This window comes from Micromonospora sp. NPDC047812 (assembly GCF_040704175.1).
Taxonomy (GTDB): Bacteria; Actinomycetota; Actinomycetes; order Mycobacteriales; family Micromonosporaceae; genus Micromonospora.
In genome coordinates this window covers 50,110-64,530 of the sequence record NZ_JBEYRY010000002.1, presented here as the reverse complement: position 1 = coordinate 64,530, position 14,421 = coordinate 50,110, and the positions used below count along the sequence as shown (strand labels likewise).

Genomic DNA, 14,421 nt, shown 5'->3' with positions numbered 1-14,421 from the left:
CGTCAGGAGGTGCGAGAGTCGTAGTTCTCGCGGTTTGCGAGGACCTCGGCCATGTGTGTCTGCGCCCAGTTTCTGAGCCCGCGCGTCATGTGATGAAGCGAGAGGCCGAGGTCGGTCAGCTCGTAGGAGACGGTGACAGGGACGGTTGGCGTCACGGTACGGGTGAGCAGGCCATCGTGCTCCAGCGACCGTAGCGTCTGGGTCAGCATCTTCTGGCTGACCCCGGCCAGAAGACGAGAGATCTCGGAGTAACGCATCGCCTTCGGAGCGTCTGCGTGTGCTGCACCGGGCTGGCCAGGGTTGTTGTCGCCGCCCAGCGCACACAGGATCAGGACGACCCACTTGTCCGAGATTCGGTCGAGCAGCTGCCGGCTGGGGCACCCTGCCAGGAACGCGTTGTACTCCACCTTGGCCTGAGCCCTCTTCTGGGCCGCCTTCACCGTCGTCACTGATCGCACCTCTCACCGATGGTGGGTTACGCACTCCAAAGTGCCTACTTCCCGACAGGGAGTTTCTCTCCAATGCTGATGCAGGGAGGCAGCAGGCGCCACCCCCAAGTTCGCACGACGAAAGGCAACAGGATGAGCACACCCTCCTTCTCTCTTCCCGGCGGCACCTGGACTCTGGGTGACCTGACCGTCACACGGTTCGGCTACGGCGCCATGCAACTGGCCGGCCCGTGGGTCATGGGGCCGCCCACCGATCGCGAGGGTGCCCTGGCCGTTCTGCGTGAAGCGGTCGACCTCGGTATCACCCACATCGACACCAGCGACGCCTACGGGCCGCGCGTCACCAACGAGTTGATCCGCGAGGCACTGCATCCCTATCCCGAGTCGCTGCACATCGTCACCAAGGTGGGCGCGACCCGCGACGAACAGGGTGGCTGGCCCACGGCCCGGCGACCCGAAGATCTGCGCCGCCAGGTCCACGACAACCTCAAGTCCCTCCGGCTCGACGTACTCGACCTGGTCAACCTCCGACTCGGCAACGCCGAAGGTCCCCAGCCCGGCTCGCTCGCCGACGCGTTCGCCACGCTCGTGGAACTCCAGCAGCAAGGCCTGGTCCGCCACCTCGGGGTCAGCAACGCCACCGAGGAGCAGGTCACCGAGGCACAGAGCATCGCGCCGATCGTGTGCGTGCAGAACATGTACAACCTCGCCCACCGCCACGACGACAAGCTCATCGACCGGCTCGCCACCGAAGGCATCGCGTACGTGCCCTTCTTCCCCCTCGGGGGCTTTACCCCGCTTCAATCCTCGGCTCTCTCGGCGGTCGCCGCTCGACGGGAGGCGACACAGATGTCCGTCGCGCTTGCCTGGCTGCTGCAGCGATCACCGAACATCCTGCTCATCCCCGGCACGTCATCGACAGCGCACCTGCGCGAGAACATCGCCGGCGCGGGACTCTCCCTCTCGCATGAGGACTTGACCGAGCTGGATGACATCGGCCGCTGAATGCCCCGTAGCCGAACGGCCCACAAGCCACGACCAAAGCCACCATTCATGTTTCGGTCCCGGTCGCCTTCGCGCGGCCGGGACCGAAGCCACCAGCGGATGATCGCCGTTTACCGCGAACCCGATCGGAGCAAGGGCCGAGAGCTGATGGTGAAGTTGATCGAGTCGGTCAGCCAAGGCGTCCCGAGCGCGTTGAGCGAGATCATCACACTCGGCCGGACGCTGAAGAAGCGAGCCACCGACGTGCTGGCCTACTTCGAACACCATGGCACGTCCAACGGACCGACCGAGGCCATCAACGGACGGCTCGAACACCTCCGCGGCTCCGCCCTCGGATTCCGCAACCTCACCAACTACATCGCCAGGTCCCTGCTGGAAACCGGCGGCTGCAGGCCACGACTACACCCTGGATTGTGAAGAGCCCTGAAACCTGGCCCTGGTGAGCGCCCTGCCGGGCGCCCGGCGACGATCACCAGGCCCGCAGCGGGCGCGACGCCGCAGACTGGCCCGCCCACCCGCCAGGGACGCTCGTCACCGTCAGGCGGAAGCGGCTATCTTCCGCCGCAGGCGGGGTCGGCTCCCAGCCGCTGGCTGGCGGTGAACGCGCGGCAGGTCTGGTAGTCCGGCAGCAGTCCCGATTCCCGCGCCTCGGCCAGGCTCGGCGCGGCCGCGTCCCGGGCCGACAGCTGCGGTGACTCCGCCGGCCAGTCGATCGCCAGTTCGGGGTCGAGGGGGTGCACGGTGTGCTCAGCGGTGGGGTTGTACGTGGTGGAGCAGAGGTAGCTCAGGGTCGCGTCGTCGGTGAGGGCACAGAAGCCGTGGCCCAGCCCCTCGCTGACGTAGACGGCGCGCCGGTCGACGTCGTCGAGGCGGACCGCCTCCCACTGCGCGAAGGTCGGCGAGCCCACGCGGAGGTCCACGACCACGTCGATGACGGCACCGCGTACGCAGGTCACGTACTTGGCCTGGCCGGGTGGCACGTCGGCGAAGTGGATGCCGCGGACCACGCTGCGCGCGGAGACCGACAGGTTGCCCTGGGCGAGTCGGAGTGGATGCCCGACGGCGGCAGCGAGCTGGTCGAAGCGGTACCACTCCATGAACAGCCCGCGCGGGTCGCCGTGCTGCTTCGGGTTGATCTCCCAAGCCCCGTCGATGCTCAGCGGTCGGATCTTCATCGGTAGGCTTCCCCGGGATGGCGTTCGGCGAGCAGGCCGAGCAGGTAGTCGCCGTATCCGCTCTTGCTCAGGGACTGGGCGAGCGTGCGGAGGTGGTGGTCGTCGATCAGGCCGGCCCGCCAGGCGACCTCCTCGACGCATCCGATCTTCAGGCCTTGGCGTTCTTCGATGACCCGCACGAACTCGGCGGCCTGCATCATCGAGGTGAAGGTGCCGGTGTCGAGCCAGGCGGTGCCCCGGTCCAGCACCGTCACCGACAGCTCGCCCCATTCGCGGTAGGTCTCGTTGACCGCCGTGATCTCCAGTTCGCCACGGGCGCTGGGGGTCAGCTTGCCGGCGATGTCCACCACGCGGTTGTCGTAGAAGTAGAGGCCGGGCACGGCGTAGCGGGACCTGGGGCGGGCGGGTTTCTCCTCGATCGACAGCACGCGCCCGGCCGGGTCGAAGTCGACCACCCCGTACTCTCCAGGGTTGGCCACCGGGTAGGCGAAGATCCGCCCACCGACCAGGTCGCCGTGGCCGGGGAGCTGCCGGCCCAGGCCGACGCCGTGGAAGATGTTGTCGCCGAGGATGAGGGCCACCGACTCGTCGCCGATGAAGTCCGCGCCCAGAAGGAACGCCTGCGCGATCCCCTCCGGGCGGGCCTGCGTGCGGTACTCCAACCGCAGGCCCCACTGGCTGCCGTCACCGAGCAGCCGCTGGAACTGGGACTGGTCCTCCGGCGTCGTGATGATCAGGATCTCCCGCACCTCTGCCATGATCAGGGTGGAGAGCGGGTAGTAGACCATCGGCTTGTCGAACACCGGCATCAGCTGCTTCGACACGGCACGGGTGATCGGCCACAACCGGGACCCGGTGCCACCGGCGAGAAGGATTCCGCGCACCGGGGGAGACTACCCGCACCGGCGGGCGCCTGAGAACGGGCTCGCTGCACCGGTTGTCCTGGGGTTTCGCGTACACTCTCCGACCCGTGAGGATCCTCGTCACCGGCGGTGCCGGCTTCATCGGGTCGGAGTACGTTCGGATGCTGCTGGGCGTGCCCGGTGGTGACGCCGCGAGGGTGTCGGCCGTCGAACCCTCGGCGGTGACCGTGCTCGACGCGTTGACGTATTCGGGCAACCTCGCCAACCTCGCGCCGGTGGCCGATGATCCCCGGCTGCGGTTCGTGCACGGGGACATCCGCGACGCCGCCGTGGTCGACGAGGTCGTTCCCGGCCACGACGTGCTCGTGCACTTCGCCGCGGAATCCCACGTCGACCGGTCGATCGACGGCGCCGCCCCCTTCGTCACCACGAACGTGCTGGGCACCCAGAACCTGCTCGACGCCGCGCTGCGGCACGGCACCTCCCGGTTCGTGCACGTCTCCACCGACGAGGTGTACGGGTCCATCGCCGAGGGCTCCTGGACCGAGGACTGGCCGCTGGCGCCGAACTCGCCGTACTCGGCCTCCAAGGCCGGCTCCGATCTGCTGGCGCTGGCCTACCACCGCACCCACGGCATGGACGTCGTGGTCACCCGCTGCTCCAACAACTACGGGCCGTACCAGTTCCCGGAGAAGGTCGTCCCGCTGTTCGTCACCAACCTGCTCGACGGCGGCACCGTGCCGCTCTACGGCGACGGCGGCAACATCCGGGACTGGCTGCACGTGCACGACCACTGTCGGGGCATCGCACTGGTCCAGGAGAAGGGCCGCGCCGGCGAGGTCTACCACATCGGCGGCGGCACCGAACTCGCCAACGTCGAACTCACCCGCCGGCTGATCGAGGCCTGCGGCGCCAGCTGGGACCAGGTCGTGCCCGTCGCCGACCGCAAAGGCCACGACCGCCGCTACTCCCTGGACATCAGCAAGATCAGCACCGAGCTCGGGTACGCCCCGAGCATCGACCTGGAGCGCGGCCTGGCGCAGATTGTGCAGTGGTACCGGGACAACCGGGCCTGGTGGGAGCCGCTGAAAGCGGGCACCAAGCCGCTGGTCGCCCCGTGAGCCGGCTGCTGGTCACCGGAGCTGGCGGCATGCTGGGCAGGGACCTGGTGGCCGTCCTGCGCTCCCGAGGTGACCTCTCCGTCAGGGCCACCACGCGCGCCGAGCTCGACATCACCGACCCGCAGGCGGTGCGAGCCGCCGTCGCCGGACACGACATGGTGATCAACACCGCCGGATGGACCGACGTGGACGGGGCCGAGGCGCAGGAGGAGGCCGCCACCGCCGTCAACGGCCACGCCGTCGCCCACCTCGCCGCAGCCTGCGCCGCAACCGGCGCGCGGATGATCCACCTGTCCACCGACTACGTCTTCTCCGGCGACGCCACCGAACCGTACGCGGAGGACGCCAGCACGTCCCCGGTCAACGCGTACGGGCGCAGCAAGCTCGCCGGGGAACTCGCCGTCAGGCGCATTCTTCCCGACAGCGGTTACATCGTGCGCACCGCCTGGCTCTACGGCGAACACGGGCCGAACTTCGTCGCGACCATGCTGCGGCTGGCCGCCCAGCGGGAGCACCTCGACGTGGTCGACGACCAGCGGGGGCAGCCGACCTGGTCGTACGCGCTGGCCGAGCAGCTCGTCGCGTTGGCCGACGCGGCGCTCGCCGGCCGCGCAGCCCCCGGCGTGTACCACGGCACCGCATCGGGCCAGACCACCTGGTACGGTCTCGCCCGCGCCGTGTTCACCCTCCGCGGCCTCGACGCCGACCGCATCCGACCGACCACCAGCGACCGGTACCGGCGCCCGGCTCCCCGTCCCGCGTACAGCGTCCTGGCCCACGACCGCTGGGCGGCGGCAGGCCTGCGGCCCCTGGCGGACTGGCGCTCGGCCCTCACCCAGGCGCTGGACACCGTCCACCGTGGAATCGCCGACGCGTGATCCTGCCGACTGGAGCAGCGGCCGGCGGTGGCGCGGCCGGTCGAGTCCGGCGTCGGCCGTGCCTGGTCAGCGACCCCCACCGCGGAAGACCTCGGACACCGTCCGGATGAGCACCTTGGCGTCGAGCCACAGCGACCAGTTCTCGATGTAGTAGTTGTCGAACCGCGCCCGGTCGGAGATCGGGGTGTCGCCGCGCAGGCCACTGACCTGCGCCAGCCCGGTGAGCCCCACCGCGACCCGGTGGCGCATGGCGTAGTTGGGGTACTCGGCGGAGAACTTCTCGACGAAGTACGGCCGCTCGGGCCGCGGCCCGACGACGCTCATGTCGCCCCGCAGGATGTTCCAGAGCTGCGGCAGCTCGTCCAGCGACGTGCGGCGCATGAAGCGGCCGATCGGTCCGACCCGCTGGTCGTGCGCGATCGACCAGTTCGTCTGCGACTCGTGCTCGTCGACGGGACGCATCGAACGGAACTTGATGATGTGGAACGGCTTGCCGTGGCGGCCGATCCGCTCCTGGTAGAAGAAGATGCCCGGGCCGCCGTCGAGGAGCGTCGCGATCGCACAGAGCAGGAGGACGGGGCTCAGCAGCAGCAACGCCGTGGCGGCGAAGAGGATGTCCGACGCGCGCTTGAGCGCCCACCGGGGCCCGGACAGGGTGATGTCGCCGACCTTGACGATCGGGATCGCACCGATGTGGTCGCCGTGCGAGCGGGAGCCCCAGAGCCGTGGCACGGCCCACAGGTCGCAGCTCGCGCTGCGTGGCTGGCGGAGGACCTCCATCAGGGTCAGCTCCGGGCAGCTCGGGTCCGCGATGATGAGCACGTCGCACTCGACCATCCGGACGAGCGGTTCCAGTTGGTCCAGGGTGCCGATCAGGGGGAGCGCCGCCGGCACGTGCGGGGGCGTGGAGTCGACGCAGCCGACGAAGCGCAGCCCGTACTGGGGGTAGCGGCGCAACAGCCGGGCCAGTTCCACGGCGATCGGCCCGCTGCCGATGATGATGGCGTTGTGCTCCACCCACCGTCGCTTGCGGGCGATGGTGGCGAACTCCCGCGAGAAGACACGACCGACGAGGACCAGCCCGGCCGCGATGAGCACCCCGCGGGCGAACCCGCCCACGTACTGCTCGGAGTCGTGACGCAGCGCCGCGAGGATGGTGACCACGGCCGCGGACGCGAGCAGCCGCCCGCAAAGGCTCGGCAGCTCGTCGAGGATGCTCACGTGGCGACGGGCCCGGTAGAGCCCGCCCGCCGCGAAGATGGCCACCGTCAGGCCGGCCATGGCCAGCGTCCCGCGCCAGTACTGGAGAGTGATCAGCAGCGGCGCCAGCAGGGCGGCCACGTCGACGGGCGCCGTCATCATCCAGGCCCGCAGCCCCCGGGTGCGGGTGGACGCACGGGAACTCGCGTACGGCAGCACCGCCGTCACGTCGAGGCCGGGGCGGGGCGCGCCGTCGCTCGCCTGACCGCCTGCCGGCGGCGCGGAGGTGGGCAGCGGTCCGGTGGCACGGCCTCCGGCGTCGGCCCCGCCGCGCGCCTCCGCCCTGATGCCCTGCGCCGCCATGTCGTCGCGCTGCGGTGTGGTGGCGTGGTGGCCCATCGCCTGTTGCCTGGACATGGTCGGTCCTTCCCCCGTTGACTGCCCCGGCGGCGCGCGGCAGCTTCGAGGCGAACGAAGGATACGACCGGTCCGCGCGCGTCACCAGAGCCGGGACGGCAGTACGACCTCCTACTTTCCGGCGTTCAGGATCTCCGCCACGGCGTCGCGGCGGACCGCGTCGTAGAAGGACCGGGCCTTTTCGGTGTTCGCGAACACGACGCTCTCGCTACCCACCCGACCCGTGCCCTTCGTCGGGCTGGTGATGAAGCGCAGGTTGTTGCCGCGCAGGCCGCGCAGGTCGGTCGCCATGCCCAACAGGGACATCTTCTCGTCCACCGACACCGCGTTCGACGTCGCCTTGACGAAGGAGTTCAGCTTCCCCGGGTTCGTGACGATGCCCCCGGAGACGGCGCGGTCCAGGATCGCCCTGATGACCTGCTGCTGGTGCCGGATGCGGGCGAAGTCCCCGTCCGGGAACTGCTTGCGCTGGCGTGAGTAGTCGAGCGCCGTCTCGCCGTCCATCCGCTGCACCCCCTGACGGAAGGTGCGGAACGGGGGGTGGATCGAGGTGAAGGTCTTCTCCGCGTCGATGTCGATGCCGCCCAGGGCGTCGATGATCTCCTTGAAGCCGGCGAAGTCGACCATCATGACGTGGTCGATCCGCACGCTCGTGAACTTCTCGACGGTCTGCACCATCAACGGCACGCCACCCCACGCGTACGCGGCGTTGATCTTCGCGTCCCGGCCGCCCTGGCTGCCGTCCTTCGACCGGGGCACGGAAACCCAGGTGTCCCGGGGAATCGAGACGAGCTGGGCGCTCGACCGGTCCTTCGGCAGGTGGGCGAGGATGATCGTGTCCGTGCGGGAGCCCGACGTGCTCTCCGGGTCGCGGGTGTCGCTGCCCAGGATCAGGATGTTCATCGCGCCCTTGGCCACCGCCTGCGGGCGCCCCGCCTCGGGCACGTCCGCGAAGGCGTCGACGCGTTCGATGTCCGACTCCACCGAACGCAGGTAGAGCCCGCCGGCGATCAGGCCGCCGCCGCCGAGCAGCGCCACCACCAGCAGGCTGATGAGGGCGATGCGTCGCCACCGGCGACGAGGCTTCGCGTGCTTCCCCGGCTGGGGTCCCGTCTGGTCGGCGACCGGGTCCCGCTCGACGAACTGTTGTGGAACTGGCATGGCGGCGATGCTACTTATCCGCGAGGGCGTGCGCGTACCCTCATCCGGCTGGTGACGGCCCCCGTCCGTGCCGACCCGTCCCATCCCGTCGCACACCGCCCACCCCACCCGGGCCAACTGAGCTTTCCCCTACACCTGCGCGCCTCCGGCTGGTAGAACCCTTCCGTGGACGCAACGAAGCTCCGACGGGCCATCGCCCGCACCCCCCTCGCCCCCGTCGCGGCCTTCCCCAAGCGCCTGGCCCGCGTCGCCCGCCACGACGCCAAGGTGCTGCGCACGTCGGCCCGCTGGCTGGTCACCTCGCGGGAGCATCACAACTACACGTACGAGCTGACCAAACTGAGCCGGCACCACCTCGCCTGGTTCGTCAGCGTGGTCTGCGACGTGCCCGTCAAGCAGGTCCGCGCGTACTTCGCCGAGATCGAGTCGGACGACGTGCTGCGCCGGCACATCGAGTCCGCCACCGCCGGCGCCGCCCGCCGGGGCCTGGCCGATCGGCAGGTCCGCTACGCCCGCCGCATCGGCTGGTACGCCATCGTGCGCGCCACGAAGCCGACGCACGTGGTCGAGACCGGCGTCGACAAGGGGCTCGGCAGTTGCGTGCTCGCCGCCGCGCTGCTGCGTAACGCCGCCGACGGGCATCCCGGCCGGGTCACCTCGCTGGACATCAACCCCGAGGCCGGCTATCTCGCCCGCACCGCCCCCTGGTCCGAGGTGGTCGACCTGGTCATCGGCGACTCCATCGCCTCCATCGCCGCGCTGGACCGGCCGGTCGACCTCTTCCTGCACGACAGCGACCACAGCCGGGCCCACGAGAAGCGCGAGTTCGAGGCGGTCGAGGGCAAGCTGGCGCCAGGCGCGATTCTGCTCACCGACAACGTCACCGCCACCAACGTCCTCGCCGAGCACGCCGAGCGCACCGACCGGCGTTTCCTCGCCTACCGGGAGACCCCCGCCAACCACTGGTACCCGGGGGACGGCATCGGCGTGGCCTGGTGAGATCGCGGTCGTGCGGACCGGCTCCCGGCGGTGAGCGGGGCTTCCTACCGGGAGCGCGCCCGCGCGGGGAGCAGTCCGGGCGCGTACTCGGGGCAACGGTCGCCCGAGGGGCGTGACAGGGTGTCCGCATGCGGTTGAGCGCCATCCACACGTACCCGGTCAAGGGTTGTCACCGGCTCGACCACGACGTCGCGGGCGTCGAACCGTGGGGCCTCGCCGGCGACCGGCGCTGGATGATCGTCGATGCCGACGGCGTCGGCGTCACCCAGCGGGAGACCGCGCGCCTGGTCGGCCTGCGCGCCACGCCCCACGACGGTGGCCTGCTGCTGCGTGCCGAGGGCCACGACGACCTGGACGTGCCCGAGCCGACCGGCGGCGAGCCCGTCGCGGTGCGGACCTTCCGCAACCGCAAGCTGCCCGTCCCCGCGCTCCCCGCCGGGGCGACGGCCGACGCCTGGGTCAGCGCGTTCCTGGGCCGCGCCGTCCGGCTGGTCTGGCTCGCCCGACCGACCCGGCACATCCCGCCGGGGGACCGGGAGCACGACACCGGTGGGCAGGTCAGCTTCGCCGACGCCTACCCCCTGCTGCTGGCCACCGCCGCCTCGCTCGACGCGCTCAACGGGTGGCTCGCCGAGGCCGGCGAGGAGCCCGTGCCGATGGCGCGGTTCCGCCCCAACCTGGTGGTGGAGGGCGCTTCGGCCTGGACCGAGGACGACTGGGTCGGCCGGCCGCTGCGCATCGGCGCCGTCGGCTTCCGCGCCGCCGGGCCGTGCGTCCGCTGCGTGGTCACCACCACCGACCAGGAGACGGGGGTACGCGGGAAGGAACCGCTGCGCACCCTCGGCCGGTACCGCAACGTGGGGCAGAAGCTCCTCTTCGGACTCCACCTCGTCCCCACGGCCACGGGCAGCATCGCGCTCGGCGACGAGCTGGTGGTGGACTGAGCGGCGACCGGGCGGCCCGGCGGGGCCGCTCCGCGTGCCGGCCGGGCCGCGCTGCCCACCGGAGGGCCAGCGTCGCCGCGCGGGGCTGTGAGGGCTGAGGCCGCGCCCGGCTCAGCGCCCGGGTGCCGGCGGGGCGGTCAGGTCCAGCCACATGAGGATCTCGTCGCGGTCGTCGCCGGGGGCGACCCGCAGCGCGCCGGGCAGCCGACCGATCTCCCGGTAGCCGAGCCGCTGGTAGAACCGGTCCAGCCCCAGGCCGTCCCGGACGGTCACGTGCAGCGCCTCCCAACCCATTCCACGGCCGAGGCGCTCGGCCTCGCGCATCAGCGCGGCGCCGTACCCGTTGCCCTGGGTGTCCGGGTGGACCATCACCCGCTTCAGCACGCACCAGTGCGCCTTCAGGTCGAACCGGTTGTCGCAGAAGATCAAGGCGGCGACGGGTCGTTCGCCCGCGTACCCGACGAGGAGGCGGTCCGTGCCTTCGGCGATGCCGGCGAAGGTGGGATCCGCCGTGTGTCGGACGTCGGCGGCGGTGACCGGCGGCACGAAACCGACCGCCCCGCCGGCGTTGGTGACGTCGACCCAGAGGGTGACGATCCGGTCCCGCAACTCGGGGGTCAACTCGGGATCGAGGACGAAGCGCAGGTTCACCCGGCAATCCTGACCGCGCGGGCCCCGCGCCGACCCGCGATCGTGACGTGCGCGACAGGACGTTCGGTGCGGGAGGGGGGATTCGAACCCCCACGTCCTTTCGGACAATAGGACCTAAACCTACCGCGGCTGCCGTTACGCCACTCCCGCCGACCCGCTGAGTCTAGAGTGTCGCGCCGCGCCGGTGGTGGCCTCGGTCCCGGTGCGGCGGCGACCCTAGTCCAGCCCGAGGTCCCGGCGCAGCTTGGCGACGTGGCCGGTGGCCTTGACGTTGTAGAGCGCGCGCTCGATCCTGCCCTCGGGGTCGATCACGAAGGTCGAGCGGATGACGCCGGTCACCGTCCTGCCGTACGACTGCTTCTCGCCGTAGGCGCCGTACGCGGTCAGCACGGACTTGTCGGCGTCGGCGACCAGCGGGAAGGTGATGGCGTCGCGCTCGCGGAACTTCGCCAGCTTCTCCGGCTTGTCGGGCGAGATGCCGACGACCTCGTAGCCGGCGGCCTGGAGCGAGGCGAGCGAGTCGCGGAAGTCGCAGGCCTGCTTGGTGCAGCCGGGCGTCATGGCCGCCGGGTAGGCGTACAGCACGACCTTGCGGCCGCGCAGGTCGGTCAGCGAAAGCGTCTCGCCGGTGTCGGTGGGCAGGCTGAACTCCGGCGCGGGGTCACCGGGGGAGAGACGGTCGGGCGCGGTCATGGCCCGACCCTACCGCCGGCCCCGACCACCCCCGGGCGGCACGCCGAGCGACCGGAACGCCGCCCCGACGGGCACGCCGGATCGGCGGCGGGCGCGCAATCGGGCGTACGCCAGTTGCCAACTATTGGCAACAGCCAAGCTCGGGAAATAGGCTGCCGTCGACGGCCCGGAGGGCCGGCCGACGCGTGGGAGGTCGCGTGGAAATCCTGGCGATGCACATCTCGAACGGGATCATCGACGGTCCCGTCGCGGCGGTGTTCGCGGCGGTGGCGCTGATCGCGATGACGTTCTGCGTCCTGCGCGGCAGGCGCGACCTGGACGACCGGCTGGCCCCGATGGCCGGGCTCGTCGCGGCCTTCATCTTCGCCGTGCAGATGCTCAACTTCCCGATCTTCACCGCCGGCGTCAGCGGTCACCTGCTGGGCGGCGCGCTCGCCGCGATGCTGGTCGGCCCGTGGGTCGGCGCGCTCTGCGTGGCCGTGGTGCTGGTCGTCCAGGCGCTGGTCTTCGGTGACGGCGGCGTGGCCATGCTCGGGCTCAACATCACCAACATGGCGCTGCTCGGCACCGCCGCGGCGTACCTGCTGATCGCGCTGCTGCTGCGGGTGCTGCCGCGCAGCCCGGCCGGCCTGGGCGTGACCGCCTTCCTCTCCGCGCTGGTCAGCGTGGTGGTCGCGTCGATGGGCTTCGTGCTCCAGTACCGGCTCGGCGGCACCACCGACCTCGGCGGCAACCTGGGCGGCCTGGCCGGCACGATGGCCGGCGTGCACCTGCTGATCGGCATCGGCGAGGGCCTGATCACCGCGACCACGGTGGTCACCGTCGCGAAGGTCCGGCCCGATCTCGTCTACGCGCTGCGCGGGCTGCGTGCGGCGTCCACGCCCGCCGTCCCGGCCGTCGGAGGTGTCCGGTGAGGAAGCGTTCCTGGGGATTCGTCGTCGGCGGGCTGCTGGTGGCCCTGCTCCTCGCCGGGGTGGTGAGCAACTTCGCCTCGTCCCACCCGGACGGGCTGGACTCGTCGCTGCGCGAGGGCTGCACCTTCGACGCCGACGACAACGTCACCGGCGGCAGCTGCCCCGCCCAGCGGGAGCGGGAACACGAGGTCGGCGGGCCGCTGGCCGACTACGGGGTGGCGGGGGTCGACAACGAGTTCCTCTCCACCGGCCTGTCCGGCGTGGTCGGGGTGCTGCTCACCTTCGCCGTGGCCGGCGGGGCCTTCTGGCTGGTCCGCCGCCGCGGCCCCCGGGACGGGGACGCGGCCGACCGGGAGCGCACCCCCGCCGGCGCGGCGGGCCGGGAGTAGCGACGGGTGGGCGCCGGACACGCGCACGTGCTGTACCGGGACGTCGCGTCACCGGTGCACCGGCTCCCGCCCGAGGTCAAGATCGCGGCGATGGTGGTGTTCACCCTCGCCGTGGTCGGCACCCCGCGCGAGGCGTTCTGGGCCTTCGGCGCGTACGCCCTGCTGGTCGCGGCGGTGGCGGCGCTGGCCCGGGTGGGGCCCGGCTGGCTGCTCGGCCGGTCGCTGATCGAACTGCCGTTCGTGCTGTTCGCGGTCGCACTGCCGTTCCTCGGCGCCGGTGAGCGCGTCGACGTGCTCGGCCTGAGCCTGTCGTCCGACGGGCTCCTCGGGGCGTGGAACATCCTCGCCAAGGGCACCCTGGGCGTGCTCGCCTCGCTGCTGCTCGCCGCGACGACCACGACCCGGGACCTGATCGTGGGCCTGGACCGGCTGCGCTGCCCGCAGATCCTCACCCAGATCGCCACGTTCATGCTGCGCTACCTGGACGTGCTGGTCGGCGAGGCCCGCCGGATGCGGGTGGCGCGGGTGTCCCGGGGCGACGACCCGCGCTTCCTGTGGCAGTTGCGCGGCTTCGCGGCCGGCGTCGGCGCGCTCTTCCTGCGCGCGTTCGAACGCGGCGAGCGGGTCTACCTGGCGATGCTGTCGCGCGGTTACACCGGGCGGATGCCGGCGGTGTGGCAGGGCGCGGGCGCGGCGACCGCGGGGCAGTGGCTGGTCGCGGCCACCGTGCCGGTCCTGGCGGCCGGCATCGCCGCCACGGCCGTCGTGCTGACATGATCGGTGCCGTGCAGACCGCCCTCTCCCTGGACGTTCGTGGCGTCCGCTACGCGTACCCGGACGGGCACGTCGCCCTGCACGGGGTGGACCTGAGCGTGCCGCGCGGGGAACGGGTGGCGCTGCTCGGCCCCAACGGCGCCGGCAAGACCACGCTGGTGCTGCACCTCAACGGCATCCTCACCCCGACCGAGGGGAGCGTGAGCGTCGGCGGGCTGACGGTCAGCCAGGACCGGGCCACGCTCGCCGAGGTGCGCCGCCGGGTGGGTGTCGTCTTCCAGGACCCCGACGACCAGCTCTTCCTGCCCACGGTCGCCGAGGACGTGGCGTTCGGGCCGGCCAACCTGGGCCTGCGCGGGGCGGAGCTGGCCGCCCGGGTGGACGAAGCCCTCGCCGCCGTCGGGATGGGCGAGCACCGGGACCGCGCGCCGCACCACCTCTCCTTCGGGCAGCGGCGCCGGGTGGCGGTGGCGACCGTGCTCGCCATGCACCCGGAGATCCTCGTCCTCGACGAACCGTCGTCCAACCTCGACCCGGCGGCCCGCCGCGAGCTGGCCGGGATCCTGCGCGCCCTGCCGGTCACGCTGCTGATGGTCACCCACGACCTGCCGTACGCCCTGGAACTCTGCGACCGGTCGGTCATCCTGGACGCCGGCCGCGTCGTCGCCGACGCCCCCACGGCCGACCTCCTGGCGGACGCCGACCTGCTGGCCCGCCACCGCCTGGAACTCCCCCGGGGCTTCACCCCTCACTGACCCGCCCCCGCCCCCGGTAGGCGTCGATCATGC

General features: G+C 71.5%; 16 protein-coding genes, 1 tRNA gene and 1 pseudogene. 10 read left to right on the top strand and 8 right to left on the bottom strand.

The features are described 5' to 3' along the window. Positions 1-2 precede the first annotated feature (2 nt). Complete coding sequence (locus AB0883_RS07990) at positions 3-449, bottom strand: helix-turn-helix domain-containing protein (protein ID WP_366640444.1); 447 nt, start codon at positions 447-449, stop codon at positions 3-5. A 132-nt stretch (positions 450-581) separates the two neighbouring features. On the opposite strand from AB0883_RS07990, the gene AB0883_RS07985 reads away from it, so the two are divergent. Together AB0883_RS07985 and AB0883_RS07980 are read left to right on the top strand one after the other, a co-directional pair. Beyond that, entirely contained in the window at positions 582-1,454 is an 873-nt protein-coding gene (locus tag AB0883_RS07985) for an aldo/keto reductase family oxidoreductase (RefSeq protein WP_366640442.1), read from the top strand. Between the two features lie 90 nt (positions 1,455-1,544). Beyond that, positions 1,545-1,871 (top strand): annotated as a pseudogene (locus tag AB0883_RS07980) (transposase); the annotation flags it as partial. Between the two features lie 134 nt (positions 1,872-2,005). Here the strand turns inward: AB0883_RS07980 and AB0883_RS07975 are convergent. Further along, positions 2,006-2,629 (bottom strand): dTDP-4-dehydrorhamnose 3,5-epimerase family protein, encoded by a 624-nt coding sequence (locus AB0883_RS07975; protein ID WP_366640440.1) that lies wholly within the window; start codon positions 2,627-2,629, stop codon positions 2,006-2,008. Next, positions 2,626-3,513: a glucose-1-phosphate thymidylyltransferase RfbA gene (rfbA, locus tag AB0883_RS07970; protein ID WP_366640439.1), complete on the bottom strand. Its 888-nt coding sequence runs from the start codon at positions 3,511-3,513 to the stop codon at positions 2,626-2,628. The genes AB0883_RS07975 and rfbA overlap by 4 nt, the downstream gene beginning before the upstream one ends. 86 nt (positions 3,514-3,599) lie before the next feature. On the opposite strand from rfbA, the gene rfbB reads away from it, so the two are divergent. Together rfbB and rfbD are read left to right on the top strand one after the other, a co-directional pair. Next, positions 3,600-4,613 carry a dTDP-glucose 4,6-dehydratase gene (gene rfbB, locus AB0883_RS07965; RefSeq protein WP_366640438.1) on the top strand — a complete coding sequence of 338 codons (1,014 nt, stop codon included), beginning with the start codon at positions 3,600-3,602 and terminating at the stop codon, positions 4,611-4,613. After that, the gene (gene rfbD / locus AB0883_RS07960) at positions 4,610-5,491 is read left to right on the top strand and encodes a dTDP-4-dehydrorhamnose reductase (protein ID WP_366640436.1); all 882 of its coding nucleotides are present in this window, start codon (positions 4,610-4,612) and stop codon (positions 5,489-5,491) included. The genes rfbB and rfbD overlap by 4 nt, the downstream gene beginning before the upstream one ends. 66 nt (positions 5,492-5,557) lie before the next feature. On the opposite strand, the gene AB0883_RS07955 is transcribed toward rfbD, so the two are convergent. Next, the gene (locus tag AB0883_RS07955) at positions 5,558-7,108 is read right to left on the bottom strand and encodes a sugar transferase (RefSeq protein ID WP_366640434.1); all 1,551 of its coding nucleotides are present in this window, start codon (positions 7,106-7,108) and stop codon (positions 5,558-5,560) included. Between the two features lie 111 nt (positions 7,109-7,219). Next, on the bottom strand, positions 7,220-8,269 hold the full coding sequence (locus AB0883_RS07950) for an LCP family protein (protein ID WP_366640433.1): 1,050 nt from the start codon (positions 8,267-8,269) through the stop codon (positions 7,220-7,222). Positions 8,270-8,434: 165 nt separating this feature from the next. Here AB0883_RS07950 and AB0883_RS07945 point away from each other — a divergent pair, with 165 nt between their 5' ends. Together AB0883_RS07945 and AB0883_RS07940 are read left to right on the top strand one after the other, a co-directional pair. After that, on the top strand, positions 8,435-9,268 hold the full coding sequence (locus AB0883_RS07945) for a class I SAM-dependent methyltransferase (RefSeq protein WP_366640431.1): 834 nt from the start codon (positions 8,435-8,437) through the stop codon (positions 9,266-9,268). Between the two features lie 128 nt (positions 9,269-9,396). After that, on the top strand, positions 9,397-10,212 hold the full coding sequence (locus AB0883_RS07940; RefSeq protein WP_366640430.1) for an MOSC N-terminal beta barrel domain-containing protein: 816 nt from the start codon (positions 9,397-9,399) through the stop codon (positions 10,210-10,212). A 111-nt stretch (positions 10,213-10,323) separates the two neighbouring features. Here the strand turns inward: AB0883_RS07940 and AB0883_RS07935 are convergent, their stop codons facing one another. From AB0883_RS07935 to bcp, 3 genes are all read right to left on the bottom strand, one after another. Then, positions 10,324-10,863 (bottom strand): GNAT family N-acetyltransferase, encoded by a 540-nt coding sequence (locus AB0883_RS07935; protein ID WP_366640428.1) that lies wholly within the window; start codon positions 10,861-10,863, stop codon positions 10,324-10,326. Between the two features lie 67 nt (positions 10,864-10,930). Beyond that, positions 10,931-11,013: transfer RNA gene (locus AB0883_RS07930), tRNA-Leu, on the bottom strand. 66 nt (positions 11,014-11,079) lie between these two features. After that, positions 11,080-11,556: a thioredoxin-dependent thiol peroxidase gene (gene bcp, locus AB0883_RS07925; RefSeq protein ID WP_366640426.1), complete on the bottom strand. Its 477-nt coding sequence runs from the start codon at positions 11,554-11,556 to the stop codon at positions 11,080-11,082. Positions 11,557-11,753: 197 nt separating this feature from the next. Here bcp and AB0883_RS07920 point away from each other — a divergent pair, with 197 nt between their 5' ends. Genes AB0883_RS07920 through AB0883_RS07905 form a run of 4 tightly spaced genes read left to right on the top strand, consistent with a single transcriptional unit; the run spans position 11,754 to position 14,388 of the window. Beyond that, a complete protein-coding gene (locus tag AB0883_RS07920; protein WP_366640425.1) occupies positions 11,754-12,470 on the top strand; it encodes an energy-coupling factor ABC transporter permease in 717 nt (238 codons plus the stop codon). After that, a complete protein-coding gene (locus AB0883_RS07915) occupies positions 12,467-12,859 on the top strand; it encodes a PDGLE domain-containing protein (protein WP_366640423.1) in 393 nt (130 codons plus the stop codon). The genes AB0883_RS07920 and AB0883_RS07915 overlap by 4 nt, the downstream gene beginning before the upstream one ends. Before the next feature lie 6 nt (positions 12,860-12,865). Further along, complete coding sequence (gene cbiQ / locus AB0883_RS07910) at positions 12,866-13,636, top strand: cobalt ECF transporter T component CbiQ (RefSeq protein ID WP_366640421.1); 771 nt, start codon at positions 12,866-12,868, stop codon at positions 13,634-13,636. After that, positions 13,633-14,388, top strand: a complete 756-nt coding sequence (locus AB0883_RS07905) for an ABC transporter ATP-binding protein (protein WP_366640419.1) — start codon at positions 13,633-13,635, stop codon at positions 14,386-14,388. The genes cbiQ and AB0883_RS07905 overlap by 4 nt, the downstream gene beginning before the upstream one ends. Positions 14,389-14,421: the final 33 nt, after the last annotated feature.